The organism is Actinocatenispora sera, from assembly GCF_018324685.1.
Lineage (GTDB): Bacteria > Actinomycetota > Actinomycetes > Mycobacteriales > Micromonosporaceae > Actinocatenispora > Actinocatenispora sera.
The window spans coordinates 1,167,065-1,182,865 of the sequence record NZ_AP023354.1; the positions used below are offsets into that span (position 1 = coordinate 1,167,065).

At 72.6% G+C, this 15,801-nt stretch carries 12 protein-coding genes; 7 read left to right on the forward strand and 5 right to left on the reverse strand.

Going from position 1 to position 15,801, the window contains the following annotated elements:
• The first annotated feature begins 144 nt into the window (after positions 1 to 144).
• Positions 145 to 1,218, forward strand: coding sequence for an aldo/keto reductase (locus Asera_RS05465; protein WP_030445239.1), 1,074 nt, complete (start codon positions 145 to 147; stop codon positions 1,216 to 1,218).
• Positions 1,219 to 1,289: 71 nt separating this feature from the next.
• Here the strand turns inward: Asera_RS05465 and Asera_RS05470 are convergent, their stop codons facing one another.
• From Asera_RS05470 to Asera_RS05480, 3 genes are all read right to left on the reverse strand, one after another.
• Positions 1,290 to 1,724 carry an SPW repeat protein gene (locus Asera_RS05470; protein ID WP_030445240.1) on the reverse strand — a complete coding sequence of 145 codons (435 nt, stop codon included), beginning with the start codon at positions 1,722 to 1,724 and terminating at the stop codon, positions 1,290 to 1,292.
• A 331-nt stretch (positions 1,725 to 2,055) separates the two neighbouring features.
• Positions 2,056 to 4,989 carry a replicative DNA helicase gene (dnaB, locus tag Asera_RS05475; protein ID WP_030445241.1) on the reverse strand — a complete coding sequence of 978 codons (2,934 nt, stop codon included), beginning with the start codon at positions 4,987 to 4,989 and terminating at the stop codon, positions 2,056 to 2,058.
• A gap of 290 nt (positions 4,990 to 5,279) precedes the next feature.
• Positions 5,280 to 7,106, reverse strand: coding sequence for a DNA polymerase/3'-5' exonuclease PolX (locus Asera_RS05480; protein WP_030445242.1), 1,827 nt, complete (start codon positions 7,104 to 7,106; stop codon positions 5,280 to 5,282).
• Positions 7,107 to 7,297: 191 nt separating this feature from the next.
• Here Asera_RS05480 and Asera_RS05485 point away from each other — a divergent pair, with 191 nt between their 5' ends.
• Both Asera_RS05485 and Asera_RS05490 read left to right on the forward strand, forming a co-directional pair.
• The gene (locus Asera_RS05485) at positions 7,298 to 8,782 is read left to right on the forward strand and encodes a vWA domain-containing protein (RefSeq protein ID WP_030445243.1); all 1,485 of its coding nucleotides are present in this window, start codon (positions 7,298 to 7,300) and stop codon (positions 8,780 to 8,782) included.
• Between the two features lie 121 nt (positions 8,783 to 8,903).
• Positions 8,904 to 9,446, forward strand: a complete 543-nt coding sequence (locus Asera_RS05490; protein ID WP_051801971.1) for a GNAT family N-acetyltransferase — start codon at positions 8,904 to 8,906, stop codon at positions 9,444 to 9,446.
• Between the two features lie 53 nt (positions 9,447 to 9,499).
• On the opposite strand, the gene Asera_RS05495 is transcribed toward Asera_RS05490, so the two are convergent.
• The gene (locus tag Asera_RS05495) at positions 9,500 to 10,246 is read right to left on the reverse strand and encodes a metallophosphoesterase family protein (RefSeq protein WP_030445245.1); all 747 of its coding nucleotides are present in this window, start codon (positions 10,244 to 10,246) and stop codon (positions 9,500 to 9,502) included.
• A 160-nt stretch (positions 10,247 to 10,406) separates the two neighbouring features.
• On the opposite strand from Asera_RS05495, the gene Asera_RS05500 reads away from it, so the two are divergent.
• The 4 genes from Asera_RS05500 to Asera_RS05515 all read left to right on the forward strand — a co-directional run bounded on the left by Asera_RS05500 (position 10,407) and on the right by Asera_RS05515 (position 14,707).
• A complete protein-coding gene (locus Asera_RS05500) occupies positions 10,407 to 12,134 on the forward strand; it encodes an FGGY-family carbohydrate kinase (RefSeq protein ID WP_157034704.1) in 1,728 nt (575 codons plus the stop codon).
• Positions 12,131 to 12,763 carry a histidine phosphatase family protein gene (locus Asera_RS05505; RefSeq protein ID WP_030445247.1) on the forward strand — a complete coding sequence of 211 codons (633 nt, stop codon included), beginning with the start codon at positions 12,131 to 12,133 and terminating at the stop codon, positions 12,761 to 12,763. Before Asera_RS05500 ends, Asera_RS05505 begins: the two co-directional genes overlap by 4 nt.
• Positions 12,764 to 12,850: 87 nt before the next feature.
• The gene (locus tag Asera_RS05510; RefSeq protein WP_030445248.1) at positions 12,851 to 13,636 is read left to right on the forward strand and encodes a DeoR/GlpR family DNA-binding transcription regulator; all 786 of its coding nucleotides are present in this window, start codon (positions 12,851 to 12,853) and stop codon (positions 13,634 to 13,636) included.
• A 33-nt stretch (positions 13,637 to 13,669) separates the two neighbouring features.
• Positions 13,670 to 14,707, forward strand: a complete 1,038-nt coding sequence (locus tag Asera_RS05515) for a 2-hydroxyacid dehydrogenase (protein ID WP_035295883.1) — start codon at positions 13,670 to 13,672, stop codon at positions 14,705 to 14,707.
• A 219-nt stretch (positions 14,708 to 14,926) separates the two neighbouring features.
• On the opposite strand, the gene Asera_RS05520 is transcribed toward Asera_RS05515, so the two are convergent.
• The gene (locus Asera_RS05520; protein ID WP_157034705.1) at positions 14,927 to 15,757 is read right to left on the reverse strand and encodes a hypothetical protein; all 831 of its coding nucleotides are present in this window, start codon (positions 15,755 to 15,757) and stop codon (positions 14,927 to 14,929) included.
• Positions 15,758 to 15,801: the final 44 nt, after the last annotated feature.

Genomic DNA, 15,801 nt, shown 5'->3' on the forward strand with positions numbered 1-15,801 from the left:
CGCCGGGCCCACCCCACGCCGAACGCCCGGCCACATCGCTCAGCCTGGGATCCGCTTTCCCAGGAAACGTCGTCCCTGAACGTCGAGCCGCCGCTCGGCGAAGCTGGTGCTCAGGAAGTCAGCGAACGCATCAGGAGCGACACCATGGCACACACCACACCCTCCCTCGACCGGTACCGTCTGCTCGGCCGCTCCGGCCTGCGCGTCTCGCCGCTCGCGCTCGGCGCGATGACCTTCGGTAGCGACTGGGGTTGGGGCGCCGACCGGGACGAGACCCGGCGCATCGTCGACGCGTACGTCGACCGGGGCGGCAACTTCATCGACACCGCCGACGTGTACACGAACGGGACGTCGGAGCGGCTGGTCGGCGAGACGGCCGCCGGCCGGCGCGACCGGTTCGTCATCGCCACCAAGTACACCAGCAACACCGACCCGGGCAACCCGAACGCCGGCGGCAACCACCGGCGCAACATGGTCCGCTCGGTCGAGGACAGCCTGCGCCGGCTCGGCACCGACTACATCGACCTGCTCTACCTGCACGCCTGGGACTCGACCACCCCGGTCGAGGAGGTACTGCGGGGGATGGACGACCTGGTCCGCAGCGGCAAGGTGGTCTACGTCGGGATCTCGGACACGCCGGCCTGGCAGGTCTCCCGGATGCAGGCGATCGCCGACCTGCGCGGCTGGTCCCCGCTGGTCGCCCTGCAGATCGAGTACAGCCTGGTCGAGCGCACCGTGGAACGCGAACTGATCCCGATGGCGGCCGAACTGGGGCTCGGCGTCGTACCGTGGTCGCCGCTCGCCTCCGGCGTCCTCACCGGCAAGTACGACCGGAGTGACCTGGTTGCCGCGGGGACCGGGTCACCGACCGGCAGCCGGCGCGACATCGCGGCCGGCAACGGTGCGCTGACCGAACGCGCACTCGACATCGCCGACGCCGTCGCGAAGGTCGCCGCCGAACTCGACACCACCCCGTCCCGGGTGGCGATCGCCTGGGACCTGCAGAATCCGGCGGTCACCGCACCGATCCTCGGCGTACGCACCCTGGCACAGCTGGAGGACAACCTGGGGGCGCTGGACATCGAGTTCACCGCCGACCAGCTCGCGGCGCTGGACGCGGCCAGCTCCGTCCCGCTCGGCTTCCCGCACGAGTTCCTGCAGCGTCCGATGACCCGCACGGTGATGAGCGGCAACACCGTCGTCGAAGCCCGTCGCTGAGCGACCGGATACGGCGGCGCGCGCTCCCGGTCCTCCGGGGCGCGCGCCGTCGTTGCGTTGGTACCGCAGGGTCACCGGTGCGGCATCATCCGCCGGGTACCCACCGACATCGCGGCCAGCCCGAGCAGCACGCACACCGCGCCGACGATGATGTTGTTGATCATCGTGGTGGTGGTACTCGCGTCCACCCCACGGATCACCCACGGCGACACGATCACCCAGACGCCCATGATCGGCGCCGTCCACGCGATCCCGTGCGTACGGCCGAAGGCGGCGACGAATCCCATCGCCATCGCGCAGTACGCCAGGCCGACGATCAGGTTGCTCGCCGCCAGCGCGTGCAGGCCGTTGAAGCCCAGCACCCACGGCGAGATCGCCAGATACAGCCCGGCCAGCACGGTCAGCCCGTCCAGCACCTGCACCATCGGCCGTGCCGCGGCGCGCTCGTACTTGTCGCGCAGCTCGACGAGGTCTGGATGCTGTTCGATCCCTGGAGCGCTCGCCATCGCGCCCTCATCTCCCCTACCGATGCGATCCTCGGCGGCCCGTTGCGGGTCGCCCTGTTGCGAGGGCTGCCGGGGCGTCATCGAACCAGCGAGGCACCGCGACAGCTCCGAGCCCTTCCCGGTGTGCAGGACCCGCTGCCCCGGCTCGGGTGGCTCGGCGTGTGGCGAAAGGATCGTCGGCGCGTCGGGTCCCACGACGGGACACGCGGCTAACGCATCAAGTTGACCACGCCGGCCGCGTTTTGCCCACTACCTGATCGGCCGCCCTCGCCCATCCCGTTTCCCTACGACGGGGCCCACGGGCGGGCGGCCGGCACCCTGCCGGCGAGGGTCAGCTGACCGCCATGTCGACGAACCGGGACAGGTGCAGCTGTGCCGCCACCGTGATCGTGTCGGTCGGCCCGTTTCGATGCTTGGCGACAATAAAGTCCGCCTCCCCGGCGCGCGGCGTCTCCTTGTCGTAGTAGTCCTCACGGTGCAAGAGCAGGACAACATCCGCATCCTGCTCGATCGATCCGCTTTCCCTCAGATCGGACAGTTGAGGGCGTTTGTCGGTGCGTTGTTCGGGGCCGCGGTTGAGCTGGCAGGCCGCGATCACCGGGCAGTCGACCTCCTTGGCCAGCAGCTTCAGGCCACGGGACAGCTCGGCGACCTCCTGCTGCCGGCTCTCCGCCCGCTTCGGCCCGCTCATCAGCTGCAGGTAGTCGACCACGATCAGCTTGATGTCGTGCCGCTGCTTCAACCGCCGGGCCTTGGACCGCACCTCCATCAGGTTCATGTTCGGGGTGTCGTCGCAGAACAGCGGCGCCTCGGAGATCTCGCCCATCCGTCGGGCCAGCTTGGTCCAGTCGTCGTCGGACAGCTGCCCGGACCGCAGCGTGTGCAGCGGCACCCGCGCCTCCGCCGACAGCAGCCGCATCACGATCTCGACCTTGCTCATCTCCAGGCTGAAGATGACGCTGGCCATGTTGTTCTTGATCGAACACGCCCGGGCAAAATCCATCGCCACGGTGGAGTTGTGGGTAGGGATCCAGGATTCGCTGGCCAGGTACATGTGGTCGGCGCTGTCCACCTGCACGCACCGCACCGGCACGCTGGCCACCGGCCGCACGTCCACGACGTACCGGCGGCGCGTCGTCACCCGGGTCGCACCGCGCTGTCGCACCAGCTTGCGCCGCAGCCGGAACACCGGCTCGGCCGGCGTGAACGTGAGCATGTAGCAGATCGAGCTCGCCTCGCGGCGGCCGTCGACCCGTTTGGTCGACATCGAGACCTGGTAGCCCAGGCTCAGCACCAGCTCGCGAACGTCGTACGCGAGTCGGCGGCAGGTCACCGCGAACTGCACGGTGCCCGACGGCATCGCGTACCCGTCGGAGTCGAGCAGGCCGGCGAGCAACGCACGCCGCTGCCGCTCGGAGGCCCGCAGGTAGTCGCGCGGAATGTGCTTGTCGTCGTACACACCGAGCGATCGGAGCCGCGCGGTGAACGAACCGCTCCGAGCACGGCAGTCGCGGCACTGCCGCCGACCGGCACCGGCACCGGTCGCCGGCCCGCCGCAGTCCGGGCAGTTCGGCTCCGGCTCGGCGGCGGACACGAACCGGGCCCTGCCATCGCAGCTTCGACCGCAGGTGCGCACGTTGCTCGCCTTGGGACGGAACTCGCGACCGCAGACCGCACAGGATCGGTTCGGGATGGCGGCGGGCGCCGGCAGCTTGATCGAGTACCGGAGTCCGCCCAGCGCGGTGACCTGCATTCCCTCGTCCCGAACGTACTCGGCGATCTCCGGGTCTGCGGACGTGTACCGGTTCCCGGCGGAGTCTCCGTCCCCGAGCCATATCCCCAGCGTGTAGGCGGGAATCGGAAGCTCACGTTCGGGTAGCTCGGCCGGGCCGGCCACGGCGATCGCGTGGTTGGGTCGGCCGTCCGGGCAACGCACCGAGGCGGCGATCTCCTCGGTGGTGACCACCTCCCGGTGCCGCACCGTCTGGCCGTCGTCGATCGGGACGACGGCCCGGTCATGCAGGGCGGACAGCACCGCCTGCCGCGAGTACGCGGGAACGGCGCGGGACCAGGAACGGCCGCCGCGCTGGTAGGTCCGGGTGACGCTGCCGGCACTTCCCACCGCCCCGGCGACGGTGTGCAGCACGTGCCGGAACTCGGCGCCGAAATCGGCGGTCACCGCCGACAGTGCCACCCACTGGTCGGGCCCTTGCTCGGCGGCGGCACGAGCCTGCCGCAGCCGGTGCATGCCCTCCATCGACCAGCGCAGGCTCCGATTCCCCTCGGAGCGCTGCCGGCGGCTGGCCCGGGTGCTGGTTCGCCACTGGTGCTGGGCATCGGCGACGATGACGGTGCCGTCCGAGAACTCGACCTCGTAGCAGGGACGGTCCTGCATCACCTCGGTTGCGGCGACCACCCGGGTCGGCCGGCCGTCGGCGCCGATCAACCGGTCGCCGACCTGGACCTCCCCCATGGTGGTCCAGCCGTCGGGTGTGGGCAGCGGGGTGTCCAGCGCCAGCGCCTTGCCCAGGCCGGGGCGGCCGGCGACGATGATCAGCTGGCCCGGGTGGAGGCCGTTGAGGAGGTTGTCGAGGTCGGTGAAGCCGGTGGGCACACCGGTCATCACGCCGCCGTTGGCGCCGATCGCCTCGATCTCGTCCAGCGTGGGCTGCAGCAGCTCGTTCAGCGGGGCGAAGTCTTCCGAGACCCGGCGCTCGGTCACGTCGTACACGGCCTGCTGGGCCATGTCGATCACGTCGTCGATGTCCCGGCCGGCACCGGCGGCCGCGCCGTAGCCGAGCTGGGTGACCCGGGTGCCGGCCTCGATCAGCCGGCGCAGCATCGCGCGGTCGGCGACGATACGCGCGTAGTACGCGGCGTTGGCCGCGGTGGGCACGGCGGAGACCAGGGTGTGCAGGTAGCCGGCGCCGCCGACCCGGCCGATGTCGCCGGAGTCGACCAGCGCGGACGCCACGGTGATCAGGTCGGCCGGCTCGCCCCGCCCGTACAGATCGAGGATGGCGTCGAAGACGATGCCGTGTTTGGGCTGGTAGAAGTCGTTGGTCTTGAGGATCTCGACGACGTCGGCGATGGCGTCCTTGCTCAGCAGCATGCCGCCGAGCACGCACTGCTCGGCGGCGACGTCCTGCGGCGGGGTGCGCTCGAAGTCGGCGGCGCTCGGCTCGTGCTGCTGTCGGGGTGGCCGCGGGTGCGGCTCGTCGTCCGGACCGTCGCCGGCCGGCCGGACGTCCTCCGAGATCGACATTGCGCCCCCCTGCTGTCGGCACCGCACGCGGTACCGAGTACCCCCGCAGCGAACCACACGGCACCGACATTCTTGCCGGCGACGCGCTGGTCGCCAGGCGAGGTTAGAGAGCGGTACGGCACGGGATCAAATCGGCCGGTGGACAGTGCGGGGGACAACCTGTGGACAACCCGCGGATGTCTGTGCACAAGGCTGTGCACAGGGTGGGGATAACTACTGGGGATAACTAGCCACAGCGCTGTGAGCTGGGGAAACTCCGTGAACAAGGTGTGGAGGAGGAAAACTTTCGGCTACCTCGGCCGAGTGAGGAACTCGAGCACCCGCTCGTACGGCCAGCAGTTGAGCACCTGGTCCGGGGTCAGCCAGCCGCGTTGCGCGGTGAGCGTGGCGTACCGGACGAAGTCGAGCTGCGGGACGGCGTGCGCGTCGGAGGAGATGGCAAACGTGACCCCGCGCTCGGCGGCCCAGCGGATGTGCTCGTCGCGCAGGTCGAGGCGGTCCGGCCCGCCGTTGATCTCCAGCGCGGTACCGGTGGCGGCGGCCGCCTCGAACACCGCGGGCAGATCCAGGTCGATCGGCTCGCGGCGGCCGATGAGCCGGCCGGTCGGGTGCCCGATGATCTGCACGTACGGGTTCTCGCAGGCGCGGATCAGCCGCCGGGTCTGCTCGGCGGCGGGCAGCGTGAAGTGGCTGTGCACGCTCGCCACGCACAGGTCGAACTCGGCGAGCACCTCCTCCGGCCAGTCGACCGAGCCGTCCGGCGCGATGTTGAGTTCGGTGCCGTGCAGCAGCCGCATGTCGGGGTAGCGGGCGCGCCGCTCGGCGAGCTGCTCGCGCTGGGCGAGCGCCTTCTCCAGCGTCATCCGCTGCATGAACAGCTCGGGCGCGTGGTCGGTGACCGCGCAGTAGTCGTACCCGCGTTCCGCGGCGGCGGCGAGCATCTCGTCGAGGCTGGCGACCCCGTCGGTGAGGTTGGTGTGGGTGTGCAGGTCGCCGCGCAGCGCGTCGACCGTGACCAGCTCGGGCAACTCGCCGGCGCGCGCGGCGGCGACCTCGCCGAGGTCCTCGCGCAGGGTGGGCGGGATCCACTGCAGGCCGAGCCGCTCGTACACCTCCTGCTCGGTGCCGGCGACGATCAGCTCGTCGGTCTCGGCGTGGAACAGCCCGTACTCGGAGAGTTTGAGGCCGGCGTGCACGGCCAGCTCGCGGACCCGGACGTTGTGCTCGCGCGAGCCGGTGAAGTACTGCAGGGCCGCGCCCCACACCTCCTGCGGCACGACCCGCAGGTCGATCTGCAGCCCGCCGGCCGCCGAGGCACCGCCGGCGGCCGCGGTCGACGCCCCACCGGTACCGGTGTGGTCGGGATCGGTCTGCGTGCCGGCACCGGCGGCGGGCAGCGCGGCGGCGGGGTGCAGGGCGGTACGGATGGAGGTCTTGGTCTCGCCGCGCACCAGCACGGTGTCGGCCTCGGGCAGCGCGACGAACGCCGCCATCAGCGGCCCGGAGTCGGCCGCCGCGGCGAGGATGTCGATGTCGCCGACGGTCTCCTTGCCGCGCCGCAGCGACCCGGCGTACGTGCAGCGGTCGGCGAGCGGTGCGAGCCGGTCGACGATGGATTCGGCGAGGTCGAGGGCGGTGGCCATGAGGACCCGGCCGGCGCCGCCGCGGACGAGTTCGATGCCGGTGCGGATGACCTCCTCGGTGCGCGGACCGAACCCCTTGAGCTGCCGCAGGTCGCCGTTCTCGACGGCGGCGAGCAGCGCGTCGATGTCGGCGATGCCGAGCTCCCGGTAGACGGCGAGTGCCTTGGCCGGGCCGAGGTTGGGGATGCGCATCAGCGTCAGCACGCCGGCGGGTATCTGCCGGCGCAGCTCTTCCAGCTGCGAAAACGTCCCGGTTTGGACTGCCTGGTGCACCTTGCCGGCGATGGACGCGCCGACGTTGGGGATCTTGCGGATGGCGGCCTCGTCGAGCGTGGCGAGGTCGGTGGCGTAGCCGCCGACGCCGCGGGCAGCCTTCTCGTACGACCGGATCTTGAACCGGTCGCCACCCGTCATGGCCAGCAGTTCGGCGTACTCCGCAAGGAGGCCGGCGACCCGCTCGTTCGCCCGCGCCATGCGATCAACTCTACGGGCTGGGCCCGACACCGGCGCGCCGTGAAACGGATCTTGGCACGGGTCGCGGCGCACCAGCCGGTGACGCTGTGTGCCGGCACGACCCCGACACGGTGCGGACACGACTCGGCCACGCCCGGATCCGGGGCCGGCCCCCGCGCGTCTGACGGTCAATCGACGTGAGGGAGGTTCCGATGCGAATCGTACGTAGCGTCACGGTGGTGGCGGCGCTGGCCGGGCTGGCGCTGGTGGCGGGGTGCAGCGGGCACGGCGGGAACCGGTCGTCGGCCGGTACCGACTCGGCACCGCGGAAGGTGACCGGCGCGACGGCTCCGGCGACGGGGACCGCGCGCCCGGGTGACGCGCCGCCGGTGGACGCGCGGACCACGCCGAAGTCGACGTTCGCGCTGGACGTGGACACGGCGTCGTACTCGTACGCGCGGCGTCAGCTGGCGGCGGGCAGCCTGCCGGACCCGTCGACGGTGCGGCCGGAGGAGTTCGTGAACGCGTTCCGGCAGGACTACGCGCAGCCGGCCGGGTCGGGGTTCGCGGTGACGGCGGACGGCGCGACGCTGCCGGACTCCGGTACCCGGGTCATGCGGGTGGGGTTGCAGACCCGCAGTGAGGACGCCGGGACGCGCCGGGACGTGGCGTTGACGTTCGCGATCGACACGTCCGGGTCGATGGACTACGACGGGAAGCTGGGGCTGGTCAAGGACGCGCTGCACACGCTGGTCCGGCAGTTGCGGCCGTCGGACCGGGTGGCGATCGTGGCGTACGCGGACGAGCCACGGGTGCTGCGCGAGCTGACCGCGGTCTCCGACCGGGACGCGCTGGACGACGCGATCGACGAGCTGTCCGCCTCCGGCAGCACCGACCTGGGCAGCGGGGTGGAGACGGCGTACCGGGTGGCGCGGGACGGGTACCGGAAGGGCGCGACGAACCGGGTGATCCTGCTGTCCGACGGGCTGGCGAACCAGGGCGACACCGACTCGAAGACGATCCTGGACAAGGTGTCGGACCAGGCCGGTCGCGGCATCACGCTGCTGTGCGTCGGGGTGGGCGGCGACTACGGGGACGCGTTGATGGAGCAGCTGGCCGACCACGGGCACGGCATGGCGGTGTACGTGGGTGACCGGGCCGAGGCGCGGCGCACGTTCACCACCGAACTGACGGCGAACCTGTCGGTGCGCGCGCGGGCGGCGAAGGCGCAGGTGGAGTTCGATCCGAAGCAGGTGCGCAGCTACCGGCTGATCGGGTTCGACGACCGCCGGCTGGCCGCGGACGACTTCCGGAACGACTCGGTGGACGGCGGCTGGGTGGGTCCCGGCCACAGCGTGACCGCGCTGTACGAGGTGACGCTGGCGCCGAAGGCGACCGGCCGGGTGGCGACGGCGCGGGTGCGCTGGCAGGACCCGGAGTCGGACGGGGCGAAGGAGGCGAGCCGTACCGTCTCGGTGTCCGATCTGGACGGTGCGCTGGCCGACGCGACGCCGCGGCTGCGGGCGGACCGGGCGGTGGCGGAGTTCGCCGAGTGGCTGCGCGGCGACCGGTACGCGTCGGACGTGCGGCCGGAGTCGCTGGCCTCGACGGTGGACGCCGCGGCGGACGCCACCGAGGACGCCCAACTGCACGAGCTGGCGAAGCTGATCCGCACCGCCGCGAACCTGAAGGACTGACCGCGCCCCGCGGGGAGGCGCCGTCCGCCCCGCGCTCACTTCGCAGGCAAGCGCCAGGGTCTGTTTCGTAGCGCCCGCCCGGAGCCATGAAGACACGCCCTAGCTTGCTAGCGTCCTCGTCATGGTCGCGACCGGCAACGAGAACGTCCCGCCGGGCACCGCGGGCCGCCCGGCGCCGTACCTGGTCCGGCCGGCGGTGCCGGGCGACGTGCCGGCGCTGCGGGCGCTCGGCGAGCGCGTCGTCGCCGACACGTACGAGCCGATCGCCGGACCGGACTACGTGCGATACATGCTGGACCGGTGGTGGCAGCCGGAGCAGCTGGCCGAGTCGATGGCGCGAACCACCACGTTCGTGGCCGAGGCCGCCGGTCGCGTCGTCGGTACGGCGAATCTCGGCCAGACCACCGACGGCGTGCCGGTGATGTGGAAGCTCTACGTCGACCCGGCGATGCACGGCCGGGGCCTCGGCTCGGCCCTGCTCGCCGCGGTACTGGCCGCGCTTCCGCCGGGTGCCGACCGGCTGGCGCTGTCGCACCTGGCGGGCAACACTCGCGCGGCCGAGTTCTACCGGCGGCGTGGCTTCCGGCCGTGGCGGATCGAGCCGGACCCGGACGGTTGGCCGGACCAGGTCTGGCTCACCCTGCCGGCGACCGGCGGCGGCTGAGCCTCCCGGGCCTCAGCCCGCGCGACCCGCCACCCGCCGACCTCCGACGCCGGTCAGTCCTTCGGGGTGAAGACGGCGAGTGCCTCGGCGTCGGACGGGACGGTGCGGACGTTCTCGGCGACGAACTCGTCGATGCCGGGATAGTCGGGTGCCGCGGCGAGCAGCGTGTCGGCCGCCGCGGCCAGGTCGTACGTCGTGTGCCGGAGCGTGACGTGCGGCCCGAGCAGCGCCCAGTACGCGCCGGGCTCGCCGTACGGCATGCCGACGCTGCCGGGGTTGACGAACCGGCGGCGGTCGGCGAGCCGGTCGAACGGCATGTGCGTGTGGCCGAGCACGACGGTGCGCTCGGCCCGGTCGGCAAACGCTTCCCGGTACCGGTCGACCGGCGAGTCGACGAGCACCATCTCGGTGTCGCTGCGGCTGGTGGCGTGGCAGAACAGGGTCGGGCCAAGGCCGTCCACGTCCAGCGTGACGGTCAGCGGCAGGCCGGCGAGCAGGTCGCGGTGGGTGCGGGTGAGCCGGCTCGCCGCGTACCGGGTGGGCAGCGCGACGAGGTCGGGCAGGTCGGTGGGCAGCCGGCCGTCGTACTCCTCGACGAGTTCGCGGTCGGCGTTGCCGCCGACCCAGATCGCCCGGTCGCCGAGTTCGAGGAGCCGGTCGAGCGTCTCGGCGGGCATCGGGCCGGTGGCGATGTCGCCGTTGAGGACGAGGGCGTCGACGCCGGCGGCCTCGACGTCGGCGAGGACCGCGTCGAGTGCGGGCAGGTGGCCGTGGATGTCGGCCAGGACGGCGAGCTTCATATCAGAAACGCTATGGTGCTCCGCCTGGTACGGCAACGATCTTCGCTGCGGGCAGACCGCAGTGTCGGATGCCCCATATGTTCTGAGGTTGTTTACAGTCTTCTATGTTAAGTTAACATCGGTAATCGCACCCGTAGGTCGAGCCAGAAGGCACCAACTGATGGCGGAAACTCAGCCGAGTCCGAACGAGCTCTGGGCCGGCGCCGATGTCGGTACGCAGAGCGTCCGCGTCACGATCGTCGACGAGACCGGCGCGACCCGGGCCACCGGCAGCGCGCCACTGGCCTCGACCCGCACCGGCAACCGGCACGAGCAGGATCCCGGGCACTGGTGGCAGGCGTTCTGCCAGGCCAGCCGGCAGGCCGTCGGCGCGCTCCCGGCCGGCGCCGCGAGCCGCATCGGCGGCCTCGCCATCGACGCCACCTCCGGTACCTTCCTGCTCGCCGACCCCGACGGCACCCCGCGCACCCCCGGCCTGATGTACGACGACGGCCGCGCCGGCGCCGAGGTCGCGGACGTGCTCGCGGCCGGCGCCGGCCTCTGGGACCGGCTCGGTTACGCGATGCAGCGCAGTTGGGCGCTGCCCAAGCTGGTCTGGCTGCTGCGCACCGACGCCACGCTGCGCGCCGACGCGATCGCCGGCCGGCTCCGGCTGGTACACCAGGCCGACCACCTCGCGGCCCGGCTCACCGGCGGCCCCGTCGCCACCGACTACAGCCACGCCCTCAAGACCGGGTACGACCTGGACGCCGAGCGCTGGCCGTCCGACGTGCTGACCCGGCTCGACGTGCCCGCCAGCCTGCTGCCCGCGGTCGTACGCCCCGGCACCACGCTCGGCGCCGTCGACCGCGCCGCGGCCGAGCAGACCGGTCTGCCCGCCGGTCTGCCGGTCCGCGCCGGGATGACCGACGGCTGCGCGGCGCAGCTCGCCGCCGGCGCGCTCACCGAGGGGTCCTGGAACTCGATCCTCGGCACCACGCTGGTGCTCAAGGGCGTCACCGCGCAGCGGCTCACCGACCCGGGCGGCGCCGTGTACTCGCACCGGCACCCGGACGGCGGCTGGCTGCCCGGCGGGGCGTCCAGCTCGGGCGCCGGCGCGATCGCGGCCGCCTACCCGGGGCTGGGCCCCGCCGAGCTGGATGCGCTGGCCCAGCGCGCCGCCGCGTACGAACCGGCCGGCGCGTTGCGCTACCCGATCGCCACCGTGGGAGAACGCTTTCCGTTCGTCGATCCGGCCGCCGAGCCGTTCGTGGTCGGCCGCCTCGCCGACGACGCCGACGGGTACGCCGCGCTGCTGCAGGGCGTCGGCTACGTCGAACGGCTCTGCTTCGCCTACCTGCGCAGCCTCGGCGCGCGTACCGACGGGCCCGTCACCCTGACCGGCGGCGGCTCGCGCAGCCGGTACTGGTGCCAGCTGCGCGCGGACATCCTCGGCCGGCCGCTGCGGGTACCGCAGGACGCCGAACCGGCCGTCGGGATGGCCGTGCTGGCCGCCGCCGGTACCGGATCGGTCGCCGCGACCGCCGCCCGGATGGCCCGGCCGTACGTCGAGATCGAGCCGCGGCCGGGCGGGCCGGAACGGTTCACCGAGCCGTACCGGGAGTTCGTCGCCGAGCTGCACCGCCGCGGCTCGATCGGCGCCGACCTGCTCGCCGCCGCCGATGACCCGCGCGCCGACCTTGCCCCCGCCGCGGCCGGCACGCCCGCCGGCACGGCCGGCACGCCGGCCGGCGCGGACGGCACGACCGTCGAGCAACTCGCCGGTACCCGCGCCGCGGCCGACCCGGCCGCCGCCGGATCCACCGGCACCGCCGCCGACCGGGCCCCCGTCGCTGCCACGGCGGGGCAGCCCGGCGGCCCCGAGCAGCCAGCGGAGGATCAGACATGAGCCCGACGACGGTGTTCCTGGCCCGGCACGGGCGAACCCCGTGGCACTCGCCGAACCGGTACTGCGGGAGCAGCGACGTCGGCATCGACGAGGTCGGCGTGCAGCAGGCCGCCCGGCTCGGCGAGTGGGCCCGCACCGCCGGGCTGACCTCGCTGTACCGCACCGATCTGCGCCGCACCCAGCTGACCGCGGAGCCGGTCACCGCGGCGACCGGGCTCACCCCCACGGTCGAGCCGCGGCTGCGCGAACTCGACTTCGGCATCGCCGAGGGGCGCACCCTGGACGAACTGCGGGCCAGCCATCCGGACGCGGTCGAGAAGTTCGAGCAGGACCCGGTCGAGCATCACTTCCCGGACGGCGAGCACCCCGCCGACGCGGTACGCCGGGCGCGGGCCGGGCTGGCCGACCTCGTCGCCGCCGATCCGGGCGGCCGGATTCTCGTCGTCGCGCACTCGACGCTGATCCGGCTGCTGGTCACCGACCTGATGGGTGGCCCGCTGGCGCGCTACCGGGCACTTCTGCCAGATCTTGTACCCACCTCGCTGACGACGTTTCTGGTACGGCCGGGAAATATGGCCCTGGCGGCGTTCAACGTGCCGCCGACACCCGAACCGCCCATTACCCGGTAGCGAGGCATCCATGAGAGATGGTCAGCGAACGACCAGTAGGTACTGCGCGTCGTGCCTCGTCGGGCTTCCGACGAAGGAGGAAGGCCGATGAGCAGTGCACCGACCGAGCGGAACCGGCCGGCCCAGCGGCAGGCGGAGATCGCCGAGCACGTGCTCCAGCACGGCTCCGTCGCCGCGGCCGACCTGGCCGAGAAGTTCCACGTCAGCCTGATGACGATCCACCGCGACCTGGACGAACTGGAACGCCAGGGCGTGGTGCGCAAGTACCGCGGCGGCGTCAGCTCCCAGCCGTCCAGCGTGTTCGAGTCGAACGTGGCGTACCGGATGCGCTCGTCCACGGCGGAGAAGCAGGCCATCGCGCGGCGGGCGCGGGAGCTGATCGAACCCGGCATGGCGATCATGCTGGACGACTCCACCACGACGCTGGAACTGGCGAAGCTGCTCACCGACATCACGCCGCTGACCGTGGTGACCAACTTCCTGGAGACCATCAAGCTGCTGTCCGCCGCGCCCGGGGTGCGGCTGATGGCGCTCGGTGGCGAGTACTACCCGACCCACGACTCGTTCCTCGGCGTGCCGTGCATCGAGGCGATCGAGGCGATCCGGGTCGACCTGCTGTTCACGTCCACCTCCGCCGTCTCGGGCGAGTTCGCGTACCACCAGGAGCAGGAGATCGTGCTGGTCAAGCGCGCCATGATGCGCTCGGCGCAGCGCAGCATCCTGATGGTCGACCACACCAAGCTGCGCCGGGTCGCGCTGCACCGGCACGCGCACGTCACCGATTTCGACCGCATCATCACCGATGCCAAGGCCACCGAGAGCGAACTCGCCGATCTCACCGAGCACGGCGCCCGCTACGAGCTGGCCGACTGACCGCTGCGCCCGGCGCAGCCGAGAGGAGCACCCGTGCCCCGGACCCAGGTCCTCGTCGCCGGCGACCACTTCGTCACCGACGCGCTGATCCGCGAGGCGTTGAACGCGGAGCTGGGCGCCGACGCGCTGTCGGCGACGACACTGACGCTGCCCTGGCCGTACACCCCGTACGGGCGGGTCGCCGAGGTCGACGAGGCGTCCGGGGACGAGGACTCGCTGATCGCCGCGCTCGCCGGCGCGCAGGTCGCGGTGACCCAGATGGCCCCGTTCACCGAGCGGGTGCTGGCCGCGTCGGACGCGCTGAAGCTCATCGTGTGCTGCCGTGGCGGCCCGGTGAACATCAACGTCCAGGCCGCCACCGAGCGCGGCATCGCGGTGTGCACCACTCCCGGCCGCAACGCGGTCGCCGCCGCCGAACACACCGTCGCGCTGTTGCTCTCGGCGCTGCGCGGGATCCCGCAGCGGCACGCCTCGGTACAGGCGGGGGAGTGGCGCAGCGACCTCTACGCGCTGACCGAGTGCGGTAGCGAGCTCGCCGGCAGCACCGTCGGCCTGGTCGGGTACGGCGCGATCGGTCGCCGGGTCGCCCGCATCCTCGCCGCGTTCGACGCCACGGTGCTCGTGCACGACCCGTACCTGCCGGCCGACGCCGAGGTGACCTCCACCCCGCTGGCCGAGCTGCTGTCCCGGTCCGCCGTGGTCAGCCTGCACGCCCGGCTCAGCGAGGAGACCCGCGGCATGATCGGGGCCGCCGAAATCGCCGCGATGCCGCGCGGCGCGACACTGGTCAACACCGCCCGCGGCGGCCTGGTCGACTACCCGGCCGTGGTCGAGGCGCTCGGCTCCGGTCAGCTCGGCGCCGCCGCCTTCGACGTGTACGAGACGGAGCCGGTCGATCCCGCCTCGCCGCTGCTGACCGCACCGCACACCGCGCTCACCCCGCACCTCGCCGGCGCCACCGTACAGACGGCGCAGCGCGCGGCGCGGCTCGCGGCGACCGCGGTCGGCGCGTACCTGCGGGGCGAGACGCCGCCCGCGCTGGCCAACCCGGACGCCCTCGCGGTGCGCTGACGCCTCGCGGTGCGCCCACGCCTCGCAGCGCGCTGACGCCGGCGCTGCGCCTGTGCCGGCACCGCCGCCTGCTTCGAGCGTGCGCCGACGCCTCGGCGGCCGGTACGCGGGTGGCCCGCCCGGGGCGTGTCGAAAAATCCCGCGCGGGGTCTCCGACACGCCCCGGTCTGTCGTGGCGTGCCCAGCCGCAGCCGGCACGCGGGACTTGCGAAACAGACCCTAGTCCGCGGTGGCGGGGCTCGCGGAGCCGGCGGTCGAGGACGGGGTCGGGTTCGGCGCGAGCACGGTGTAGAGCTGCTGCGGCGCCTCCCGGACCTGCGCCGCGGGCGGCGCCTCCACCCATACCGGCGTGCCGAAGTCGCGGTACCGGGTGGTCACCGTGGACTGCGCCGAGCTGTCCGTCCGCAGCACGCTGATCGCCAACCTGGTGAGCCGGCCGGACCGGTCCACGGACGCCTCGAACGTGACCCGGCTCGGCGACGGCCCGAGCAGCATGGTCAACTGCTGGGCGGTACGGTCGCCGGCCGCCCGGGCGCGCAGCGTGGCCAGGTCGATGCGGCCCTGGTAGTGGCCGGGCGAGGTCTCCGCGGCCGACTCGATCGTCTCCAGGTAGCGGGTGCTCAGCGTCGGGTCGATCGCCTGCGCCAGCACGTTGCCGGGGGCGAGCCGGGCGGTGCGGATCCGCAGCCAGACGTCCGGGTCCTTGTCCACACCCTTGACGTACAGGTCGGTACCGACCAGCACGGCGTCCATCGCGCCGATCCCGAACGAGCCGTCGAGCTGGCCCAGCTTCCGCTTCGGCTGGTACGAACCGCTGACCCGGGCGATGCCGGTCCCGCCGTCGAACGCGAAGCTGGTCGCCTCGAGCTTGCGTACCGCCCGGGTCAGCTCGGCGGTGGCGTGCCGGGTCTGGGCCGGGCCGGCGCTCGGCGTGGCCGACGTGGCGCCGACGGTGTCCCGGGGCTCGCCCTGCGGCGTACCCGAGTCGCGGCATCCGGCGAGCAGCAGGCCGGCGGCGCAGACGGCGACCGCCGCGATCATCCGTCGCATCGCCGGTCTCCTCCTGCCCGAGTCTGCTCGTCTGCCCGGTCCGA

Excerpts from the sequence above, each read along its gene's own strand:
- Asera_RS05510 (WP_030445248.1), top strand. The coding sequence starts at position 12,851 with ATGAGCAGTGCACCGACCGAGCGGAACCGGCCGGCCCAGCGGCAGGCG.
- Asera_RS05485 (WP_030445243.1), top strand. The coding sequence starts at position 7,298 with ATGCGAATCGTACGTAGCGTCACGGTGGTGGCGGCGCTGGCCGGGCTG.
- Asera_RS05520 (WP_157034705.1), bottom strand. The coding sequence starts at position 15,757 with ATGCGACGGATGATCGCGGCGGTCGCCGTCTGCGCCGCCGGCCTGCTG.
- Asera_RS05470 (WP_030445240.1), bottom strand. The coding sequence starts at position 1,724 with ATGGCGAGCGCTCCAGGGATCGAACAGCATCCAGACCTCGTCGAGCTG.
- Asera_RS05490 (WP_051801971.1), top strand. The coding sequence starts at position 8,904 with ATGGTCGCGACCGGCAACGAGAACGTCCCGCCGGGCACCGCGGGCCGC.
- Asera_RS05480 (WP_030445242.1), bottom strand. The coding sequence starts at position 7,106 with ATGGCGCGGGCGAACGAGCGGGTCGCCGGCCTCCTTGCGGAGTACGCC.
- Asera_RS05465 (WP_030445239.1), top strand. The coding sequence starts at position 145 with ATGGCACACACCACACCCTCCCTCGACCGGTACCGTCTGCTCGGCCGC.
- dnaB (WP_030445241.1), bottom strand. The coding sequence starts at position 4,989 with ATGTCGATCTCGGAGGACGTCCGGCCGGCCGGCGACGGTCCGGACGAC.
- Asera_RS05500 (WP_157034704.1), top strand. The coding sequence starts at position 10,407 with ATGGCGGAAACTCAGCCGAGTCCGAACGAGCTCTGGGCCGGCGCCGAT.
- Asera_RS05505 (WP_030445247.1), top strand. The coding sequence starts at position 12,131 with ATGAGCCCGACGACGGTGTTCCTGGCCCGGCACGGGCGAACCCCGTGG.
- Asera_RS05495 (WP_030445245.1), bottom strand. The coding sequence starts at position 10,246 with ATGAAGCTCGCCGTCCTGGCCGACATCCACGGCCACCTGCCCGCACTC.